This window comes from Maribacter aquimaris (genome assembly GCF_014596745.1).
Taxonomy (GTDB): domain Bacteria; phylum Bacteroidota; class Bacteroidia; order Flavobacteriales; family Flavobacteriaceae; genus Maribacter_A; species Maribacter_A aquimaris.
On the sequence record NZ_JABTCF010000002.1, the window covers coordinates 179,690 to 197,510 of the forward strand.

Consider the following 17,821-nt stretch of genomic DNA (forward strand, 5'->3'; position numbering starts at 1 on the left):
ATATCCAATCTTGATTCAAATATATGCATTTTATTTTTGTGGGTAATATATAGGTTTTAGTACCAAAAATACCTTAACTTTCATACGGGAAATTTTGTAATTAATTTCGGTGGATACCATAAAATGAGGGCATTTCAGTATGAAAAGGAAGATGACATTAAAAAACATTGCCCGGGAGTTGGGTGTTTCGATATCCACAGTTTCGAAGGCCCTAAAAAACAGTAATGAAATAGGTGCTGAAACGATAGAGAGGGTTCAGGCTTTTGCAAAATTGTACAATTATAGGCCCAATAATCTTGCTATTAGCCTAAAAAATAAACGAACCAATAATATCGGGGTGATCATACCGGATATTGTACATTATTTTTTCACTACGGTATTCAGGGGTATAGAGCAGTATTCAAAAAAGCATGGATATAATGTTATTGCTTGTGTTACTGATGAATCCCTTGAAAGGGAGGTTGTTAATATGGAAATGTTGGCAAATGGTAGTGTAGACGGTTTTATAATGGCCTTATCCGCGGAGACACAAAAAAAGAATCATTTTGATCATTTAAAACGGATCAATGAATTGGAAATTCCTTTGGTTTTATTTGATCGAGTGACCGATGAAATTGAATGTGATAAGGTTTTGATCAATGACCGGGAAGCCGCTTATAATGCTGTCATGAAATTTATCGAAAACGGTAGAAGAAAGATTGCCTTGATTACTACCGAGGATTATTTCAGTGTTAGTCAAGGGCGTGAGGCAGGCTACAGACAAGCTCTTGAATCATTCGGATTGCCTGTGGACGAGGCCCTTATTCTAAAATTGCCTTTTATGGATTTGGATGAAATCCTTATCAATACTTTTTTCGATTCACAAGATATCGATGCCGTTTTGTGTGTGAATGAAATTTTCGCTATCCATTCTATGAATCTCGTTCAGAAAAAGGGCGTCAATGTACCTGAAGAAATGGAATTTATAGGTTTTACCGATGGTATTTTGTCTAAATACGCAAAACCGGGTCTTACATCCATGGCGCAGCACGGATTTCAGATGGGTGAGATTGCTGCAAAAATGCTGATTGATAGGATCCAAAGTGGGCTTAGTGAAAAGGAAGAACCCTGCCGAACCGAGATTATTGAATCTACCCTAATAGAAAGGGAATCCACCATAAATGCAATTCCCGTTTTATAGAGGCAAAAAGAAGGGCGTTTTGCCCTTCTTGATTAACAAATTTGGGATATGAAAGCCTTATTCTACTTCAATGATCATTGAGCTCATGGCCTTGATCCGTATTTTTTTGGCCCCATTGAACTCAGTACCATATAAAATATCCTTTCCGGTAAGTTGATCACCAAGAATTTCTTGATAGGGTTTAAGGTCCAATTCCATGTCTTTGTTGTTCTTGTTTAAAATAATCATGACCTTTTGATTGTCATCATATCGGAACAGTACATAAATCTCATCTTGGTTTTTAGGGGCAAAATGCATCAATTTACCATGATGGATGACAGGTGAATTCTTTCTCCAAGTCATCAACTTTTGAACGAACTGCTGTGCTTCTTTCTCTTTTGGGGATAACCCTTTTCCCGTAAAGGCATTTACTTTGTCTTTATTCCATCCACCGGGAAAATCGGACCGAATGATTCCATGGTCTTCGGTACCGGGGTTTTTCATCAATATTTCAGTACCGTAATAAATTTGTGGTATACCGCGAACCGTGGCAATATAAGTCAGGGCCAATTTGTATTTGTCAAAATCCTCGTTCAATTGGGTGAAGATCCTGCTCATATCATGGTTATCAGGAAAAACCACTAGGTTATTGGGTTCGGGATATAGATAATCCTGCCCTAGGGTTTCGTAAAGGTCTGTCCAGGATGAGGCCCACGTTTTTTCTTTGTTCAATGAAGTAACCAAGGCATTTTGTAATGGAAAATCCATAAGACTCTTTAAATAAGAAGTATAGCCATTGTGGTTTTTCTTTCCTTTTTGCCAATAGGAAACTATGGTTGGCCGTGTCACCCATTCTTCCCCCACAATATTGAAATTGGGATATTCATCCATCACCGCTTTGGTCCAGTCGCTCATGAAATACATGTCGGGATAGGGGTAAGTATCCATTCGAATACCGGAAATACCGGAATACTCAATCCACCAAAGCGTGTTCTGTATCAGGTATTTGGCCATCGATTCGTTGCGTTGGTTCAAATCGGGCATACTAGGCACGAACCATCCATCGAAGAATTGTTTATAATCCATTTTGGATGCATAGGGATCTAGGATAACGGTCTTTTTATGATTGGTCTCAGTATATTCTGGCCATTGGTTGATCCAGTCCTCGGATGGTAGGTCTTGCATCCACCAATGATCCAATCCACAATGGTTGGCAATCATATCCATAATGACCTTCATACCTTTGTCACTAGCTGTTTTACATAACGATTTAAAGGATTCATTACTGCCATACCTGGGGTCTACCTTATAAAAATCAGTGGTAGAATAACCGTGGTAACTATAGGTTTCCATATCATTTTCCAAGATAGGGTTGATCCAAATGGCAGTGAAACCCAAATTTTTGATATAGTCAAGGTTTTCTACGATGCCTTGTACATCACCACCATGTCTTCCACCTTTAAAAGAACGGTTCGCTTTTTCTTTCAATCCATCTACATTGTCATTTGAAGGGTCTCCATTGACGAATCTATCCGGGGTAATCAGGTAAATGGCATCTGAGGAATTAAAACCTGCTACATTTTTGCTTTCCGGATCTCTTTTCAATAATGGGTAGGAGTGAATTACGGGTTCGGCTTCATTTTTAGTAAATCGGATAGTAAGGTTTCCAGGTCGTGCATTCCCATCGATCTTCAAATCTAAAAACAGGTAATTTTTGTTCGGTACCTGTTTGATTTGTTTTAAGGTAACCCCCTTGTATTCATCCAATGAAACGGAATAGGAGGCTATTTCCTGTCCATAAACGAGCAACTCTATTTCATTGTATTGCATTCCGATCCACCAATTGGGTGGTTCAACACGATCTATGGGTTGCTGGGCAAGGCCTATGGAACACTGCAGAAGGCCTATTGAAATAAAAAATAGGATTCTTTTCATCTGTTTTGGATTGTATTAAAAAATGAAAGTACTCTAGAAAATCAATTCACTTTAAATTGGAATATTTCAGAGTTTGATGAATTACCGGAGGCATCTTTTGTTGTCACTTTCCAATAGTAAACCTTTCCGGATATGGCCTCAAAATCAATGCCGCTCGAGGTGGTGTTTCCTAATAAGGTTGATGGCGGATTGTTTTCATCAATATAGATGTCATAAGAATCAATATCGTTATCAACATCACTACCTTCCCAACTTAAGGTAATACTCCCCGCATCAATACTTGAGCCCATGGTGGGGTAAATGACATCTGCGGGAAATGGGGCGTAATTCTCTACGGCCGGTCCTGCGTTATAGAATTTCCAGAGGTTGCTTTCGGCAGTTTCATCGGTGTCGTCCGCTTTGGAGGTAACCGACCAAGAATAAGGGGTTCCCCGCATAAGGGTAATCACGAGTTCGTTTGTACTGGCACTCAAGTTTTGGGAAGTGTTGGTGTCCAAATTTCGGAGATTAACGGTATATGAATCCGTATTTTCAGAAGCATTCCATAAGAAGGTTACGCTACTTTCAGTGTCGGAAATAATGGTACCCTCAATACATTCCGTATTATTCTCAGGAAATATCAATGTGGCAGCCTCTGGGGGAGAAACAATCACAGGGTCTGGGTTGTCATCATTGCCATCGCCTCCGCATGAAATTAAAATACCAATGAGGATTACTGGGAGTATATATTTTACGGTTTTCATCATTTTACGATTTTGTAGTGATAGGTTTTTTGTGCGGTATGTATTTTCAAAACATACAATCCGTTAGGAATGTTCGATACATCGATTTGTACCTGACCGTTGTTAACGTAATGATCCGATGTGGAAATCTGTCGGCCCGAAAGGGTATAGATCTCGACATTTACAGAAGGGTCACTTATGTTTCCAAGTTCTAAATACAACAAACTGTCAGTTACCGGATTGGGATGTACCGATATTTCATTTGCCAAGACAATGGTTTCTTCATAGAAACCTTGGCAATCGTAATCGGTTGAAACACGTATGGTGTTTGTTTGGGCTTCCAAATTCAAGGTAATTTCATTTTGGGAAGTGGTGAAGGATTCCCCATTGAGATTAATGGTATAAACTTTACCGCCTTTTAAGCTCAAGGAAACCTTGCCTGTATTGGTATTTACCTTGGAACTCACTGATAAGTCCTCTGGCTCGGTAATCGACAAATCGTAACATTGCTCGTAATCCGTTTGCCCCTCAATGGTTATGCATAGGGTGTAATCACCAGCGGAAAGTCCTGAAAACTCCGTTGCCGAGGTAAATGCATTTGTAGCATCGGATGTTCCGGAAAGGGTTGCCGAATAGTTGTAATTTTCTTTGGCCGCGATTGTTATACTTCCGTTATTACTGGAACGGCATGTTTCGCTGCTCGATTTAATACTGAAATTATCTACTGCTAAGGAAAATATTTCACAACCATTGACATCAACGGTTGCCCCAAAAGGGGTGTCCGCACAAAGGTCATCGGTATTGGGGACACCATCGGCATCCAGATCGTCGGGATCAATTAATGCGAGACTGGGATTATCCGCAAAAACGATGAATTCCCCAGGTTGAAGTGCAATAGTGCTGGTAGTATTGGTTACTTCCCTGGGGTCATTATTTTTCAATAGATTATACCAAGTTCCCGTTTCTTGAAAATCGGGAACGATCTCTTGTGATGTAACACCAAAATTCCCAACAATGGTAACGTATTTGATTTCATCACCTGTAGCGGTGTTGTCTGTTAGGTGAATGGTTTTTAGTCCAGTTGCTGCATTCACATCCAACGAAAAGTCGGAGGTTTCAAAAATGGGTTCTTTCAATTTTAATGCAATCAGATCTTGCCATGTTTCATAGATAGCAAAGCGGTCGGGCTCATTGGTGTATTCCCAAAGAATCGGTTTGTTCCCCGTTCTACCACCTTCCTCAATAGATATGTCATAACCCAATTCGCCAAATTGCCAGATCATTTTTGGTCCGGGAACCGTAAAAAAGAAAGCTCCTGCGGTCTGCATTCTACTCAAGGCAGTACTTTCATCAGTGACATCATAGGAACCCTCGGAATTACCGTAAAGTAGGTTTTTATACATAAGACGTTCCTCATCATGGCTTTCCATATAGGATACGACTGAAGGTTGGTCAAAACCTTTTGAAACATAGGAAACATTGGAAAAATCGGATTTGCTACTTTCGTTGTAACCCATGGTAGCCTCGTTATAGGGATCGGACATTTTGTTCCATAAAAGGATGCCCTTGCCTTCATCAACCCTATAATTGGCCCATTGTTCTTCTTCCTCGATTTGTCCCAAATGTTCAAAAATCACATAAAAATCCTCGTCGGAAGCCCATTGGTTGTCCGCATAGCCCTTTAACACCTCGACTCTATCTGCCTGTGGGCTATTGGTGCAACTATCGTCTGATGAGGTGCAATTTTGTGTAAAACCTTTGGTAAGGTCCCAACGCATTCCATCAATCTTGAATTCCTCGATCCAATAGGTCACGGTTCGGTTTACATAATCTTTTGTGGCCTGTTGTTGATGGTTGAAATCGTTGAAGACACTATAGGAATGGGTAGCGGTGGCATTAAAGAACGGATTGTCTGCCGATGCCTGTCCGCCAGTGCCCCCATTATCGGTATTCCACATGCGGTAATACGGATTTTGACCAGTAGCGTGATTATAGACCACATCCAAGATTACGGCCATACCTCGGGAATGGCATTCGTCTATAAATGATTTAAAGGCCTCTTTGGTGCCGTAATATTTGTCCAGCGCCATATGGAATGAAGGATTATACCCCCAACTCTCATTACCATCAAATTCACTTACAGGCATTAGTTCAATGGCGTTGATGCCTAATTCCTCCAAATAGTCCAGTCTGTTTTTTACCGCATCGAAAGAATGTAGTGCATCAAAATCACGTAACAAAATCTCATAAACAACCAAATCTTCTTTTGCCGGTGGGGTAAAGTCCGTTGTTTGCCATGTATAGTCTGTTTCATCGGTTCTTAAAACGGTAATCGCTTCGGTTTGACCGGACGGATAGGTAGGCAGGTCAGGATACGTAGTGTCTGTTATATATGCATCATTTCCATAACCGTCAAGAATCAAAGTAGCGTATGGGTCGGCAATGTTGATGTCGAATTCAACCAAATATTGGTATAGATGGTTGTAATTTGGTGTAAGTCCCGTCAATTCAATCCAAAAACGATCTTGGGACGAATCTTTTTTCATCAGATAAGCATTGTCTATCGTCCAATCGTTAAAATCCCCAATGACGTGCACAAATTCCTTTCCTGGTGCATAGAGGACCAAGGTAGCCTTGGTTGGGTCACTTTCGTTAAAATTGATGCCGTCCAAAAGTCCATCGGGAAGGGCTTCTTCCGTAACTGTTGGACTAACGGCCAATGTAAAGTTTTCTGTAAGGGTTTCCGTGCCATTGGCAACGGTCAATTCAAAATTGGTGGTTGAATTTACGGTATAATCAAATGAATATGTTGTTGCCGAAGTAACGGAATTGTCGACCATAGAGCCGTTAGCGGTTAGAACAAAACTTGAATTTGCTGATGCCGTTGCTTCGATGGTAAAATCTGTTCCGCCGGAAACAATGGTTGTTGTTTGGGTAGGGGCTGTCAATACCAATTGGTAACCTCCCACCTCTTTGGTGAAATCCTGTGTTTTTTTATCTCCTGTACCATCTTTGGCCTTTACGAGCATTCCAATTTGGGAAATACCGGTAGCGCCATAAAAGGTTGAGGGAATCATGGTGTAACTATAGGTGCCGTCACCATTGTCGGTCATTTTTTGGGTGTCATCGGAGCTTGTCCACGAACCATTGGTTGGGGAATCTGCTTGGTTTCCATTGCTGTCTGCATACCATGCCCATAAATATACATCAGATACACTCCATGCCGTAAGGTCTAATCCGGAAACCGTAATGGTTATTTCGTCGTTTTCGGTAAACGTTGTGGGTGTTGTGGAAAAAACACCATTTTGAACTTGGGCAAAACCGAAGTTCAGGGAAAGCGTAAACAGAATTAAAGCGTATAACTTTTTCATGTTTTGTAGTTAATGATTCGAATAATGGTAAAAACCCAATTTTTTAATACCTAGGGAAAATAAGGTAAAAAGGGCTGTGTTGAACAGCCCTTTTTTTAAAAATTAAATTTGAGACTTACTATTTGGCAGTAAGTGTGTATGTTAAATCATTGAAATTGATAGAGATGTCGTACACACCTGCTGTAACGATAATATTATTGTCGGATTCTTGATCCAAGATACCATCGCTATTAAAATCACCATAGTCACCACCCCAGTCATCGTTTATACGAAATTTCATGTCACCATCAAGCAAGGTAATATCCTTCAAATCCCATTTGCCTGGGTTTGAAAAATCAGGGACAAACTTTACGTCTGGCCCGTCCCAACCATTTGGTGCGGCTGAGCCCACTACGCCCCAGATTTCGGTTTCTTCAATTGAATATTCAAGTGTGTTGAAGTTAACGGTGACTAAATAATATCCTGCTGTTACAGCGATATTATTCTCATTTTCCGTATCTAAAATACCATCTCCTGTTAAGTCACCATAATTAATATTGGGATCGTCCCAACTATCGTTCATTCTGATTTTCATCTCCCCATCTACGAGTTGAACAACGGTTTTAAACGTATTTGTTGTATAGTCATATGATAACTTTACATCGGGTCCATCCCAAGCATTTGGGGTTGCAGATCCTACTAGCCCCCAATAAAATTCTTCAATACTATAGGAATTATCATTTAAATTGATAGTTATCTTATATGTTCCAGCAGTAACATCAATATTATTATCATTCTCTGTATCTAGAATGCCATCTCCTGTTAAATCTCCATAATTAATATTAGGATCATCCCAACTATTATTTTGACGGAATTTAATTTGCCCATCAATTAAAGAAGCATACGCTACTATAATATTATTCTCATTAGTAGTGTAAAAAGGAACATCTGGCCCATCCCAAGCGTTTGGTGCGGCAGATCCAACGATACCCCAATCAGAAATTTCTATTTCGGAAGAACCACTGGTCTCTTCCAATATTGAAATATTCAAGGTCATAACATCGGAATAAGAATCAACGGCATCTGCACCTTCACCCGAACCAGCAAAGGCCCTAGCCCTAAAATACACTTGACCACTGTCACCGGCCTCCAAACCTAAAAGAGTGGCAAGATTGTTTAAATCTGACACTTTTACCTCAGCATTGGTTACGCTTAAAGTTCCTGAATCATATTCAGTTGTTGCATCATATGCAGCAAAAGTATTGTCGATAGACCCTTGTAATTGGTAGTTGATTTCAGTCTGTACACCAAAATCAACATTATTCCAGACGAATCTTTCAGCTACATTATCCATGGTGCCTGTGGATATCAAATACTCATCGGCGGCTGAAAAAGAGAATGCAACATTTTCTGAGGCCTGTGATAGTGTAAATTTAGGTACTACATCATCATTGTCACAGGAGCTAATAAGCCATGCCCCTAATATGAAGGGCAGAATTTTAAAGAAGTTTTTTATAATAGTTTTCATAGTATGTACTGTTTAGTTATTTTTTAGAAACCAGGATTTTGATTTAAGTTAGGGTTTGCTTCCAAGGCCGATAATGGGATAGGGAATAGGTTGTAATAATCGGGGATGGAAGTTCCCTGTGCGGTGTTTCCTTTCCATGGCCATACATAAGAATTGCCTGTGAATTTTCCAAAACGGATTAGGTCTGTTCTTCTTTGCCCTTCCAAATTCAGTTCCCTAGCGCGTTCATCAAGAATAAAATCGAGGGTTAATTCGGATGATCCAATGGCATTGGCATTAGAGCGTTCTCTAACTGCATTCACATAGTTCAGTGCTTGGGCGGCATCCCCGCCAGCCGCGCCGCGCAATACACATTCCGCATAAATCAAGTAGGCATCGGCCAATCTGTAAAGTGGAAAATCGGTACTTGAAAAAGTAGTCGCAGGAAGTGTTGTTGAAAATCCTGAATTGCGAAACTTTACTGAAGGATAACCGTCTGACCATGCTTTATAGTCGGCCATTTCATAGTTGTGCCCTTCGGTCCAGAAAAGTTCGCCCCTATCGTCATTATCATCGTATAATCCGTACCAAGCTTTGGTGGCCCTATGGCCAGACCAGCCTTCCGCGGCTCCAAAGTTTATAATAGGCATTGTTTCTGTGCCCATACTTCCGTTTACGATATAGGTCGTGTTCCCATAACTCTGACTGGTTTCGGAATCTGCGATTAAAGTGAAAATAATTTCAGGTGAAGCGTCATTGTCCCCTGAAAAATTACTTACAAAATCTGGGGCTAAGGTATAACCGCCTTCATCGATTACCTTTTTGATAAAGGTCAAAGCCTCACTGTATTTATCTTCACCTATATACACTTCGGCATTGAGGTATAGTTTTGCCAATAACATTTGAACGGCGGCTTTGTTGGCCCGGCCATAGATTTTAGTGTTAGACATCAGTGCTTCAGCCTCTAGTAGGTCATTTTCGACGAAAGTGAAAAGTTCTGCTCTGGTAGCTTCAGGTAAAGGGGCGGAAACCCCAATTTCATTCTCAGTCACCAAAACACCTTTACCGAAAGTATCGATGAGATAATAATAGGCGAGTCCTCGTAAAAATTTCACTTCCCCAACTACTTGATCTTGGCCATCAATGCTTACCGAACTTAAAACAGACAATAGGTTATTGGCTTGTGGTATGGTATAATAGATCCTATTATACATATATCCAAAAAACTTATTGTTTTCATCCCAATTGGAAGTAGTGGTCAATTGGTCCAAGCCATCATCGCCCCAACGGTTTTTCATGCCATCTGCAGTAAAATCCTGTAGATTGACGATTCCTCTTAAAAATGGGGATTCCCCAGTGTCACCGCTGATGTCCCCACTACTAGGGCCATCTGGGCCAGAGAGTGCAAAAGAAGCATATAAACGGGATAAAATTCCTGAAACCGCATCGGGATCATTAGCTAATAAGTCGTCTAACGACTGTTCTACCAAAGGTTCTGTGTTCAAATCATCAGTACACCCTTGAACGCTTGCTAGTATGCAAAAAAGAATTAATATTATTTTCTTCATAGTAATTTATATTAAAAGTCCACGCTTAAACCAAGGGTGAATGACCGTGGTCTAGGATAAAAATTGTTATCTATTGCATTAAAGTTCTCAGGGTCCTGACCGCTGTAGTTGGTAATGATAAACGGATTGTTTACAGCACCGTAAACCCGCATTGAAGTGTTTTTCACGATGTCGTCCAAACGATAGCCCAATACGATATTCTCACACCTTAGGAATGTCGCGTCTTCCAGAAAATAATCTGAAAAGGGAACATTGCCCTGTATGTCTACAAAATTGTAATTGGCTGCTCCTGAGTAAAAATCCAAGACATTACTCAAGCTGTTTGAGTTGTTTGGAACGGCCTTGTCGATCCATCCTGAAGTCAATCGTCTGGAATTATAGACCTGTCCGCCGATTTGGCCTCTAAAACTGGTGCTTAAATCGAACTTATTGTAATTGAAGTTAAACCCGAAACCAAAGGTCCAGTTAGGTCGTAAAGGCTCGAAGTATCGGTCATCATTATCGGTTACGCCATCCCCATTAAAATCAGCAAACGCTCCGTGGATAGGATTACCGGCCGTATCATACAATTGCCTGAAAACCCAAGCGGAATAAGGTTGGTAACCCACAGTGTGGTACCCTATGTTAACCCCTGTTCCTGTAGGGATTCCTGAACCGTCAGCAGAAATCCGGGTAACATCCTGAAGATTTGTGACCTCGGCCCTACTATACGAAAGGTTGGAGTAGAATTCCAGATTCGTACTTTCATTACTTAAGAGGGTGGCATTTAAGATTACCTCAAAACCTTTACTTTCGGTTTCCCCAACATTTTTAACAAATGAATCCGTTAGCCCTTGACCCGGCGCTACAGGTACTTTTGCAAGTAGGTCGGAAGTTTCCCTATAGAAAACATCGAAAGAACCATTGATCAATCGGTTTTCGAAAAGTCCAAAATCTATCCCAGCGTTATACGTGGTGGTTTTCTCCCAAGTCAAGTCTTCATTGAAAGGCTTGGCAGAATAAAGTGCAACGCCTTGGAGGTATTGTCCGGTACTGGAACCAGCTTCAAATAATGGAACCGAAGGATAGAAACCTACCGCTCCTGTAATGTCCTGTTGTCCGGTTTTACCCCAACCTAATCGCAATTTAAGGTCGTTAATCACTTGGGAATCTTTTAGGAAATCCTCTTCATTCACTTTCCATGCCAAAGCTGCTGCAGGAAAGTATCCCCATCTATTGTCTTCGCTGAACAAAGAAGAACCATCGGCCCTAAAGGAAACCGTTACCAAATATTTATCCAATAGATTCAGATTGGTTCTACCAAAGTAAGACTGCAGATTAAGTTCATTAAAATAACGGTTGTTCGGGTTTTGCGCATCGATCTGCAATTCGCGAATTCCCGTGTCGTTATTGTAGCGATATTCTTCTTTGTTGCCATCATTCCTGAAATTTTGATAGGAATATCCTCCTTGAACATCAAAGTTGGTCAAGAATCCTTCTTCATATCGTTTTGCATAGACCAAATAAGCATCCATGGTCTGGTTGGTTATACTTTGGTTTTCCCTATAGTTGACCCCGGGATTGAAAACATAATTGGAGTTGATGTCATTATTCGAGGAGTCAAACTTATAAGTCGCCAAGGAATTATCGGAATAAGACTCCTCAATATCCGCTGTTGAAGCTTCAAGACCTAAGTTAAGTACAGCCCGAAGTTCTGGAAGAAAGTGCATTTTATAGTCGAATTCAACGTTACCAAGGATTTTCTGTACCTTTTCAGGACGTGTTCTTTGTAACAGTAATGCCAACGGGTTCCATTGACCATCAAGTAATAATCGAGTGGGATTATCAACATCATCCAAAATGGTGTTTTGATAAAAACCTCCAAAACGATTATCGGGGGAATTATCATAAATAGGTTTTGTGGGGTCCATGTTAACAGCACCTCCCAAGGCACCACCTTCATCAACTGCATTTTTCTCAGAGCTGATACCTTTCGCGTTGATATCAATCTTTAAATGATCGTCGAAAAAAGTAGGTGTAAATTTAACAGAGGCGGTATACCGTTCATAATCATTGGTTTTTACCAATCCTTCGGTGTTGTTGTAGCCAAATGAGAATCTAGTTGGTATTTTATCAAATAGATTGGCCCTAGCACTAAAGTTGTGGTCCGATGAGACTGCAGCCCTATAAATGGCATCTTGCCAGTCTGTGTTAGCGGTTCCCAATAAACCGGAATATGTAGGGTGATATTCATTGATGAATTTGGAATACGTTGGCCCATCCATTAAATCAATTTTACTACTAACTGTACTTATGGTAGTATTTGATGAAAAGTTGAACTTAGGACCTCCTGAAGTACCTTTTTTGGTCGTAATGATAATAACCCCGTTTGAAGCCCTTGAACCATAAATGGCAGCTGCTGATGCATCCTTAAGGATGGAAAAGCTGTCAACGTCATTCGGGTTGATCATGGAAAATGGGTTATTGACCCCAGCCGGATTGGTGTTGTCTATGGGTACTCCATCAATTACGATAAGTGGACTATTGTTCGCGCTTAGCGAAGCCCCACCCCTTATTCGAATATTGGGAGCGGCATCTGGCGAACCCCCTGAACTTGTAATTCGTACACCGGCTGCCTTACCGGTCAAAAGTTGGTCGGTACTAACAATGGCACCTTTGTTGAAATCTTCCGAGGTTACCGCTGTTAATGAACCAGTTGCATCCTTAACGGTTGTGGTACCATATCCTATGACCACAACTTCATCCAATTGCGCCCTGTCCTCTTCCATTACAAGGTCTAGATTAGGACCCGTAACTGGAATATCCACGGTTTTGTATCCGATGTAGGAGAATTGCAATACCGCACCATCGTCTACGGTAAGGGTGTAATAGCCGTCAAAATCGGTCGTAGATCCAGTAGATGTTCCTACGACTACTATACTGACACCGGGTAAGGGGCCTCCAGTTACCTGGTCGGTCACATTACCAGTTACGGTGGTCTGTGCAAAAATCCCTATGGGAATCATAAACACGGCCAGTAAGAGGCACTGTTTGATTTTTTTCATAGAACGTTTCTTAAATTAGTTTTAATTAGATTTGAACTTTAATTTTACTCCTCACTACGAAATTATGTAAATTTTATGTTAATTACCCTTCAGCTCAATGTTTGCGGGCTATTACAACGTTTTCGGGTTGATAACTTTTTAGTTATTTTTGTAGTATTGACAAAAACGGACGCTTTTAAACGTCATTTGTTTATTTTAACCACTTTACTTTTGACAAACCCATATTGTTTATGAAGCCGAAAATGACCTTGAAAAGAATAGCCAAAGAATTGGGTGTGTCTATTTCCACAGTTTCAAAAGCCCTGCATGATAATAAGGAGATAAGCCAGGAGAACCGTGACAAAATCCAAGCTTTTGCCAAGTTCTATAACTATCGTCCCAATAACATCGCCCTAAGTCTAAAGAACAAAAAGACAAAGACCATTGGGTTGATCATTCCTGAAATAGTGCATAATTTTTTTGCAAAGGTCATCAGCGGTATTGAGCATGTGGCCAAATTAAAAGGGTATAATGTACTTATAGCGGTTACTAATGAATCCTTTGATAAAGAGGTCATCAATATGGAGTTGTTGGTGCACAGCAATATTGATGGTTTTATCATGTCCTTATCAAAAGAAACCTTGTTAAATCGGGATAAACACCATTTGCAAGAAACCATCAACCAAGGAATCCCTATTGTAATGTTCGACCGGGTAGTTGATGATATCGATTGTGATAAGGTTATTGTTGACGATTTGGAAGGGGCCAAGATTGCAACACAAAAGCTTATTGATACGGGCTGTAAAAAAATTCTATTAATTACGACCGAAGATTTTATTAATATAGGAAAGTTAAGAACACAGGGGTATTTAGAGGTTTTAAGGGAGAATAATATAAAGCAAGACCCAAGTATTATTTATCGGGTCAGTGATATGGGCAATCTTGAAAGGAAACAGGAAGCCATTGAAGAGGACATCAATAAAATATTCGACAAGGTTAGTGGTATTGACGGAATTTTTGCCGTTAACGAGATTTATGCCATTACGGCATTGAATGTTGCGCGTCAAAGAGGACTTCGGGTGCCGGAAGATTTGTCGGTAGTCAGTTTTTCAGACGGCATCCTTTCCCAGCATTCACGGCCAAGTCTTACCACCATTAGCCAGCACGGATTTAAAATTGGGGAGGAGGCCGCTACCTTATTAATAGATAGGTTGAGTCATGAGGATGAAGAGAAGGAATTTAGGACCAAAATTATAAAAACTGAGCTTATTGAAAGGGATTCAACTAGATAGAGTATTGGAAATCAAAAAAAACTTTTTACTTTTGGCCCAATCAAAACTTTAATTTTACTTCTCAACTATAATAAGTTTTGAATAGGCTTTTGGTAATTTTAACTGGTAAATTCTTTTTGACCAATAGTTTTAATATTTCAGGCATACTATTCAATCGTTAGGACATTTTTTCATTCCATGTGGTTCTAAATGGAATGTCACTTGTCTTTTTCATTACGCAAAAATTAAAAATGAAGAAAAAAGGATTTATTTTCGATTTGGATGGCGTTATTGTCGATACCGCCAAATACCATTATCTGGCATGGAAGAAGCTTGCCAATGAATTAGGGTTTGAATTTACGGAGGACCAGAATGAAATGTTCAAAGGGGTAAGCCGAAAACGTTGCCTGGAGATTTTATTGGAAATCGGTGGGGTAAAAGCCACGCAGGAACAATTTGATGCCTGGATGGTGGAGAAAAATGAGGACTATCTAACTTATATCGATAAAATGGATGCCTCTGAGGTTTTGCCTGATGTCCCTAAAATCCTAAACTTCCTTAAAGAGAATGAAGTGCCTATAGCCCTAGGGTCTGCGAGCAAAAATGCAAAGCCCATTTTGGAAAAGGTGGGGTTGTTGCATTATTTTGATTATCTCGTTGATGGAAACAGTGTGACCAAGGCTAAACCGGATCCAGAGGTTTTTCTTATTGCCGCCCAAAAATTGGGGGTCGATCCCAAGGATTGTATCGTTTTTGAGGATGCCGTTGCAGGCATTCAGGCAGCTAATAGTGCTGACATGACCAGTATTGGTATTGGTGATGCGGGTATCTTGGCGGATGCGGATTATAATTTTAAGGATTTCACTGAAATCGATTTGGGTTTTATAAAAAAAATTATTGAAAAGTAGATGAATCAAGAATATATTAAAGCGGACAATTGGTCGATCATAGAAGAAGGTTTTGACCAAGAAACGGTAAAGTCATCAGAAAGCCTTTTTAGTCTGGGTAATGGGGCGATGGGGCAAAGGGCCAACTTTGAGGAACGGTATTCCGGTCCTACTTTTCAAGGCAGTTATATCGCAGGGGTCTATTATCCCGATAAGACCCGTGTAGGTTGGTGGAAAAATGGGTATCCCGAGTATTTTGCCAAGGTGTTGAACGCCCCGAATTGGATAGGAATCGATGTCCTTGTCAATAAGGAACCGTTGGATTTGTTTACCTGTACATCAGTCGATGACTTCCGTCGGGAACTGAATATGAAAGAAGGTTGGTACAAGCGTAGCTTTAAGGCCACCCTCCCCAATACGATAAGGATTCAGGTTGAAATCACCCGGTTTTTAAGCCTTGAGTTGGATGAAATTGGAGCGATCGATTACGCTATAAGTCCATTGGATCAAGATGCCGAAATCACTTTTATACCTTATTTGGACAGTGGTATTACCAACGAGGATAGTAACTGGGATGATAAGTTCTGGAATACGACCTCAGTAGATTCCAAAGGTGATAGGGCCTATATCCAAGCCCATACCATGAAGACCGATTTTAAGACATGTACCTTCATGGGGGCGGAATTGCACCTTGATGGGAAAAAAGTAAATATCGATCCCGAGGTCTCCCAAAAGGAAACCTGGATCGGGCATGCCTATACCCAAGGGGTAAAGCAAGGTGAGAGGCTAACACTGATTAAGTTTGGAGGGTACACCGTATCCCGAAACCATAAAGCGGATACCTTGGTAGACGCCGCAGATATGGTATTGGATAAAGCCTTTGAATTAGGTTTTGAAGCTTTGTTTCAAAGTCAGAAAAAAGCTTGGGCAGCCATTTGGCATATGAGTGATATAACCATTGAAGGCGATGTGAAGGCCCAACAGGGTATTCGTTTCAATATATTCCACCTGAACCAAACCTATTTAGGTACCGATTCCCGATTGAATATAGGTCCCAAAGGATTTACAGGGGAAAAATACGGAGGAAGTACCTATTGGGATACCGAAGCCTACTGTATTCCTTTTTATATGGCGACCAAGAATCAAGAGGTTGCCAGGAATTTATTGAAATATCGTTACGATCATTTAGAGAAGGCTATCGAAAATGCCCAGAAGTTGGGATTTGAAAAGGGGGCAGCCCTTTACCCTATGGTGACCATGAATGGTGAGGAGTGTCACAATGAATGGGAAATCACTTTCGAGGAAATCCATAGGAATGGAGCCATTGCCTTCGCGATTTTCAATTATTATCGTTTTACGGGGGATTATTCCTATATCCCGGAAATGGGGTTGGAGGTCTTGATCGGGATTGCCCGATTTTGGTACCAACGTGCCAATTATTCGGAGGCCAAGGAAAAGTATGTCATTCTCGGGGTAACGGGTCCGAACGAATATGAGAACAACGTGAACAACAACTGGTACACGAACTATTTGGCAAAATGGTGTATCGATTATACGGTGGAGCAGTTGCATAAGGTCAAAGATGGGTATCCTGAGGATTATCAGCGTATTAAAGGTCATACCCAATTGACCACGATGGAAACCGATAAATGGGAGGAAGTCGCTAAAAATATGTATTTCCCTTATTCAGAGAAGTATGGGGTTTACTTGCAGCAGGATGGCTTTTTGGACAAAGAGCTGATTCCGGTGGAACAATTGGATAAATTGGAACGACCGATTAACCAGAAGTGGAGTTGGGACCGTATTCTAAGGTCCCCTTATATAAAACAGGCCGATGTGCTTCAGGGTTTTTATTTCTTTGAAGATCATTTTACCTTGGAGGAACTGGAGAAACATTTTGATTTTTACGAATCCTTTACCGTTCATGAATCGTCACTTTCTCCCTGTGTTCACAGTATCCAAGCCGCTAAATTAGATCGTATGGATCAAGCCTATCGGTTTTATCTCAGAACGTCAAGGTTAGATCTCGATGATTATAACAAGGAAGTTGAGGAAGGACTCCATATTACATCAATGGCAGGTACTTGGATGAGTATTGTTGAAGGCTTCGGGGGACTGCGGGTCATTGATGATAAATTATCCTTTACCCCAAGAATCCCTAAGGAATGGGAATCCTATTCCTTTAAAATAAACTTTAGAAATAGGGTCATTAAGGTTACCGTATCGGAAGGTGAAACCAAATTTAAATTGGAAGGAAACGAGCAAATGTCCATACGATACAAGGGGAAACGACTCGAATTGAATCCTAATGAGGAAATTTCGGCTTAAATGAACAATTCCAGCATCTTTAGCGCCATGCTTGTGATCCTCATGATTCAAGGGTGCGCCAAACAAAATGA

Annotated in this window: 10 protein-coding genes; 4 read left to right on the forward strand and 6 right to left on the reverse strand. The window is 40.6% G+C overall.

Annotated features, from left to right (window positions below; genetic code table 11):
* Nucleotides 1-139 precede the first annotated feature (139 nt).
* Nucleotides 140-1,180: a LacI family DNA-binding transcriptional regulator gene (locus HPE56_RS04900; protein ID WP_188242660.1), complete on the forward strand. Its 1,041-nt coding sequence runs from the start codon at nt 140-142 to the stop codon at nt 1,178-1,180.
* Between the two features lie 57 nt (nt 1,181-1,237).
* Here HPE56_RS04900 and HPE56_RS04905 read toward each other — a convergent pair whose 3' ends face one another.
* The 6 genes from HPE56_RS04905 to HPE56_RS04930 all read right to left on the reverse strand — a co-directional run bounded on the left by HPE56_RS04905 (nt 1,238) and on the right by HPE56_RS04930 (nt 13,285).
* On the reverse strand, nt 1,238-3,094 hold the full coding sequence (locus HPE56_RS04905; RefSeq protein ID WP_188242661.1) for a glycoside hydrolase family 13 protein: 1,857 nt from the start codon (nt 3,092-3,094) through the stop codon (nt 1,238-1,240).
* Between the two features lie 41 nt (nt 3,095-3,135).
* Nucleotides 3,136-3,840, reverse strand: coding sequence for a fibronectin type III domain-containing protein (locus HPE56_RS04910; RefSeq protein ID WP_223170193.1), 705 nt, complete (start codon nt 3,838-3,840; stop codon nt 3,136-3,138).
* On the reverse strand, nt 3,837-7,187 hold the full coding sequence (locus tag HPE56_RS04915; RefSeq protein WP_188242662.1) for an alpha-amylase family glycosyl hydrolase: 3,351 nt from the start codon (nt 7,185-7,187) through the stop codon (nt 3,837-3,839). The genes HPE56_RS04910 and HPE56_RS04915 overlap by 4 nt, the downstream gene beginning before the upstream one ends.
* Nucleotides 7,188-7,305: 118 nt before the next feature.
* Nucleotides 7,306-8,694 carry a SusF/SusE family outer membrane protein gene (locus tag HPE56_RS04920; RefSeq protein ID WP_188242663.1) on the reverse strand — a complete coding sequence of 463 codons (1,389 nt, stop codon included), beginning with the start codon at nt 8,692-8,694 and terminating at the stop codon, nt 7,306-7,308.
* A gap of 23 nt (nt 8,695-8,717) precedes the next feature.
* A complete protein-coding gene (locus HPE56_RS04925) occupies nt 8,718-10,241 on the reverse strand; it encodes a RagB/SusD family nutrient uptake outer membrane protein (protein ID WP_188242664.1) in 1,524 nt (507 codons plus the stop codon).
* 11 nt (nt 10,242-10,252) lie between these two features.
* Complete coding sequence (locus HPE56_RS04930; protein WP_188242665.1) at nt 10,253-13,285, reverse strand: SusC/RagA family TonB-linked outer membrane protein; 3,033 nt, start codon at nt 13,283-13,285, stop codon at nt 10,253-10,255.
* Between the two features lie 230 nt (nt 13,286-13,515).
* On the opposite strand from HPE56_RS04930, the gene HPE56_RS04935 reads away from it, so the two are divergent.
* The 3 genes from HPE56_RS04935 to HPE56_RS04945 all read left to right on the forward strand — a co-directional run bounded on the left by HPE56_RS04935 (nt 13,516) and on the right by HPE56_RS04945 (nt 17,750).
* Entirely contained in the window at nt 13,516-14,556 is a 1,041-nt protein-coding gene (locus HPE56_RS04935; protein WP_188242666.1) for a LacI family DNA-binding transcriptional regulator, read from the forward strand.
* 230 nt (nt 14,557-14,786) lie between these two features.
* Nucleotides 14,787-15,443: a beta-phosphoglucomutase gene (pgmB, locus tag HPE56_RS04940; protein ID WP_188242667.1), complete on the forward strand. Its 657-nt coding sequence runs from the start codon at nt 14,787-14,789 to the stop codon at nt 15,441-15,443.
* Complete coding sequence (locus tag HPE56_RS04945; RefSeq protein WP_188242668.1) at nt 15,444-17,750, forward strand: glycoside hydrolase family 65 protein; 2,307 nt, start codon at nt 15,444-15,446, stop codon at nt 17,748-17,750.
* Nucleotides 17,751-17,821: the final 71 nt, after the last annotated feature.

Bases quoted from the DNA above. Each gene is read 5' to 3' on its own strand.
- HPE56_RS04915 (WP_188242662.1), bottom strand. From the start codon at position 7,187: ATGAAAAAGTTATACGCTTTAATTCTGTTTACGCTTTCCCTGAACTTC.
- HPE56_RS04935 (WP_188242666.1), top strand. From the start codon at position 13,516: ATGAAGCCGAAAATGACCTTGAAAAGAATAGCCAAAGAATTGGGTGTG.
- HPE56_RS04905 (WP_188242661.1), bottom strand. From the start codon at position 3,094: ATGAAAAGAATCCTATTTTTTATTTCAATAGGCCTTCTGCAGTGTTCC.
- HPE56_RS04920 (WP_188242663.1), bottom strand. From the start codon at position 8,694: ATGAAAACTATTATAAAAAACTTCTTTAAAATTCTGCCCTTCATATTA.
- HPE56_RS04910 (WP_223170193.1), bottom strand. From the start codon at position 3,840: ATGATGAAAACCGTAAAATATATACTCCCAGTAATCCTCATTGGTATT.
- HPE56_RS04945 (WP_188242668.1), top strand. From the start codon at position 15,444: ATGAATCAAGAATATATTAAAGCGGACAATTGGTCGATCATAGAAGAA.
- HPE56_RS04900 (WP_188242660.1), top strand. From the start codon at position 140: ATGAAAAGGAAGATGACATTAAAAAACATTGCCCGGGAGTTGGGTGTT.
- pgmB (WP_188242667.1), top strand. From the start codon at position 14,787: ATGAAGAAAAAAGGATTTATTTTCGATTTGGATGGCGTTATTGTCGAT.
- HPE56_RS04925 (WP_188242664.1), bottom strand. From the start codon at position 10,241: ATGAAGAAAATAATATTAATTCTTTTTTGCATACTAGCAAGCGTTCAA.
- HPE56_RS04930 (WP_188242665.1), bottom strand. From the start codon at position 13,285: ATGAAAAAAATCAAACAGTGCCTCTTACTGGCCGTGTTTATGATTCCC.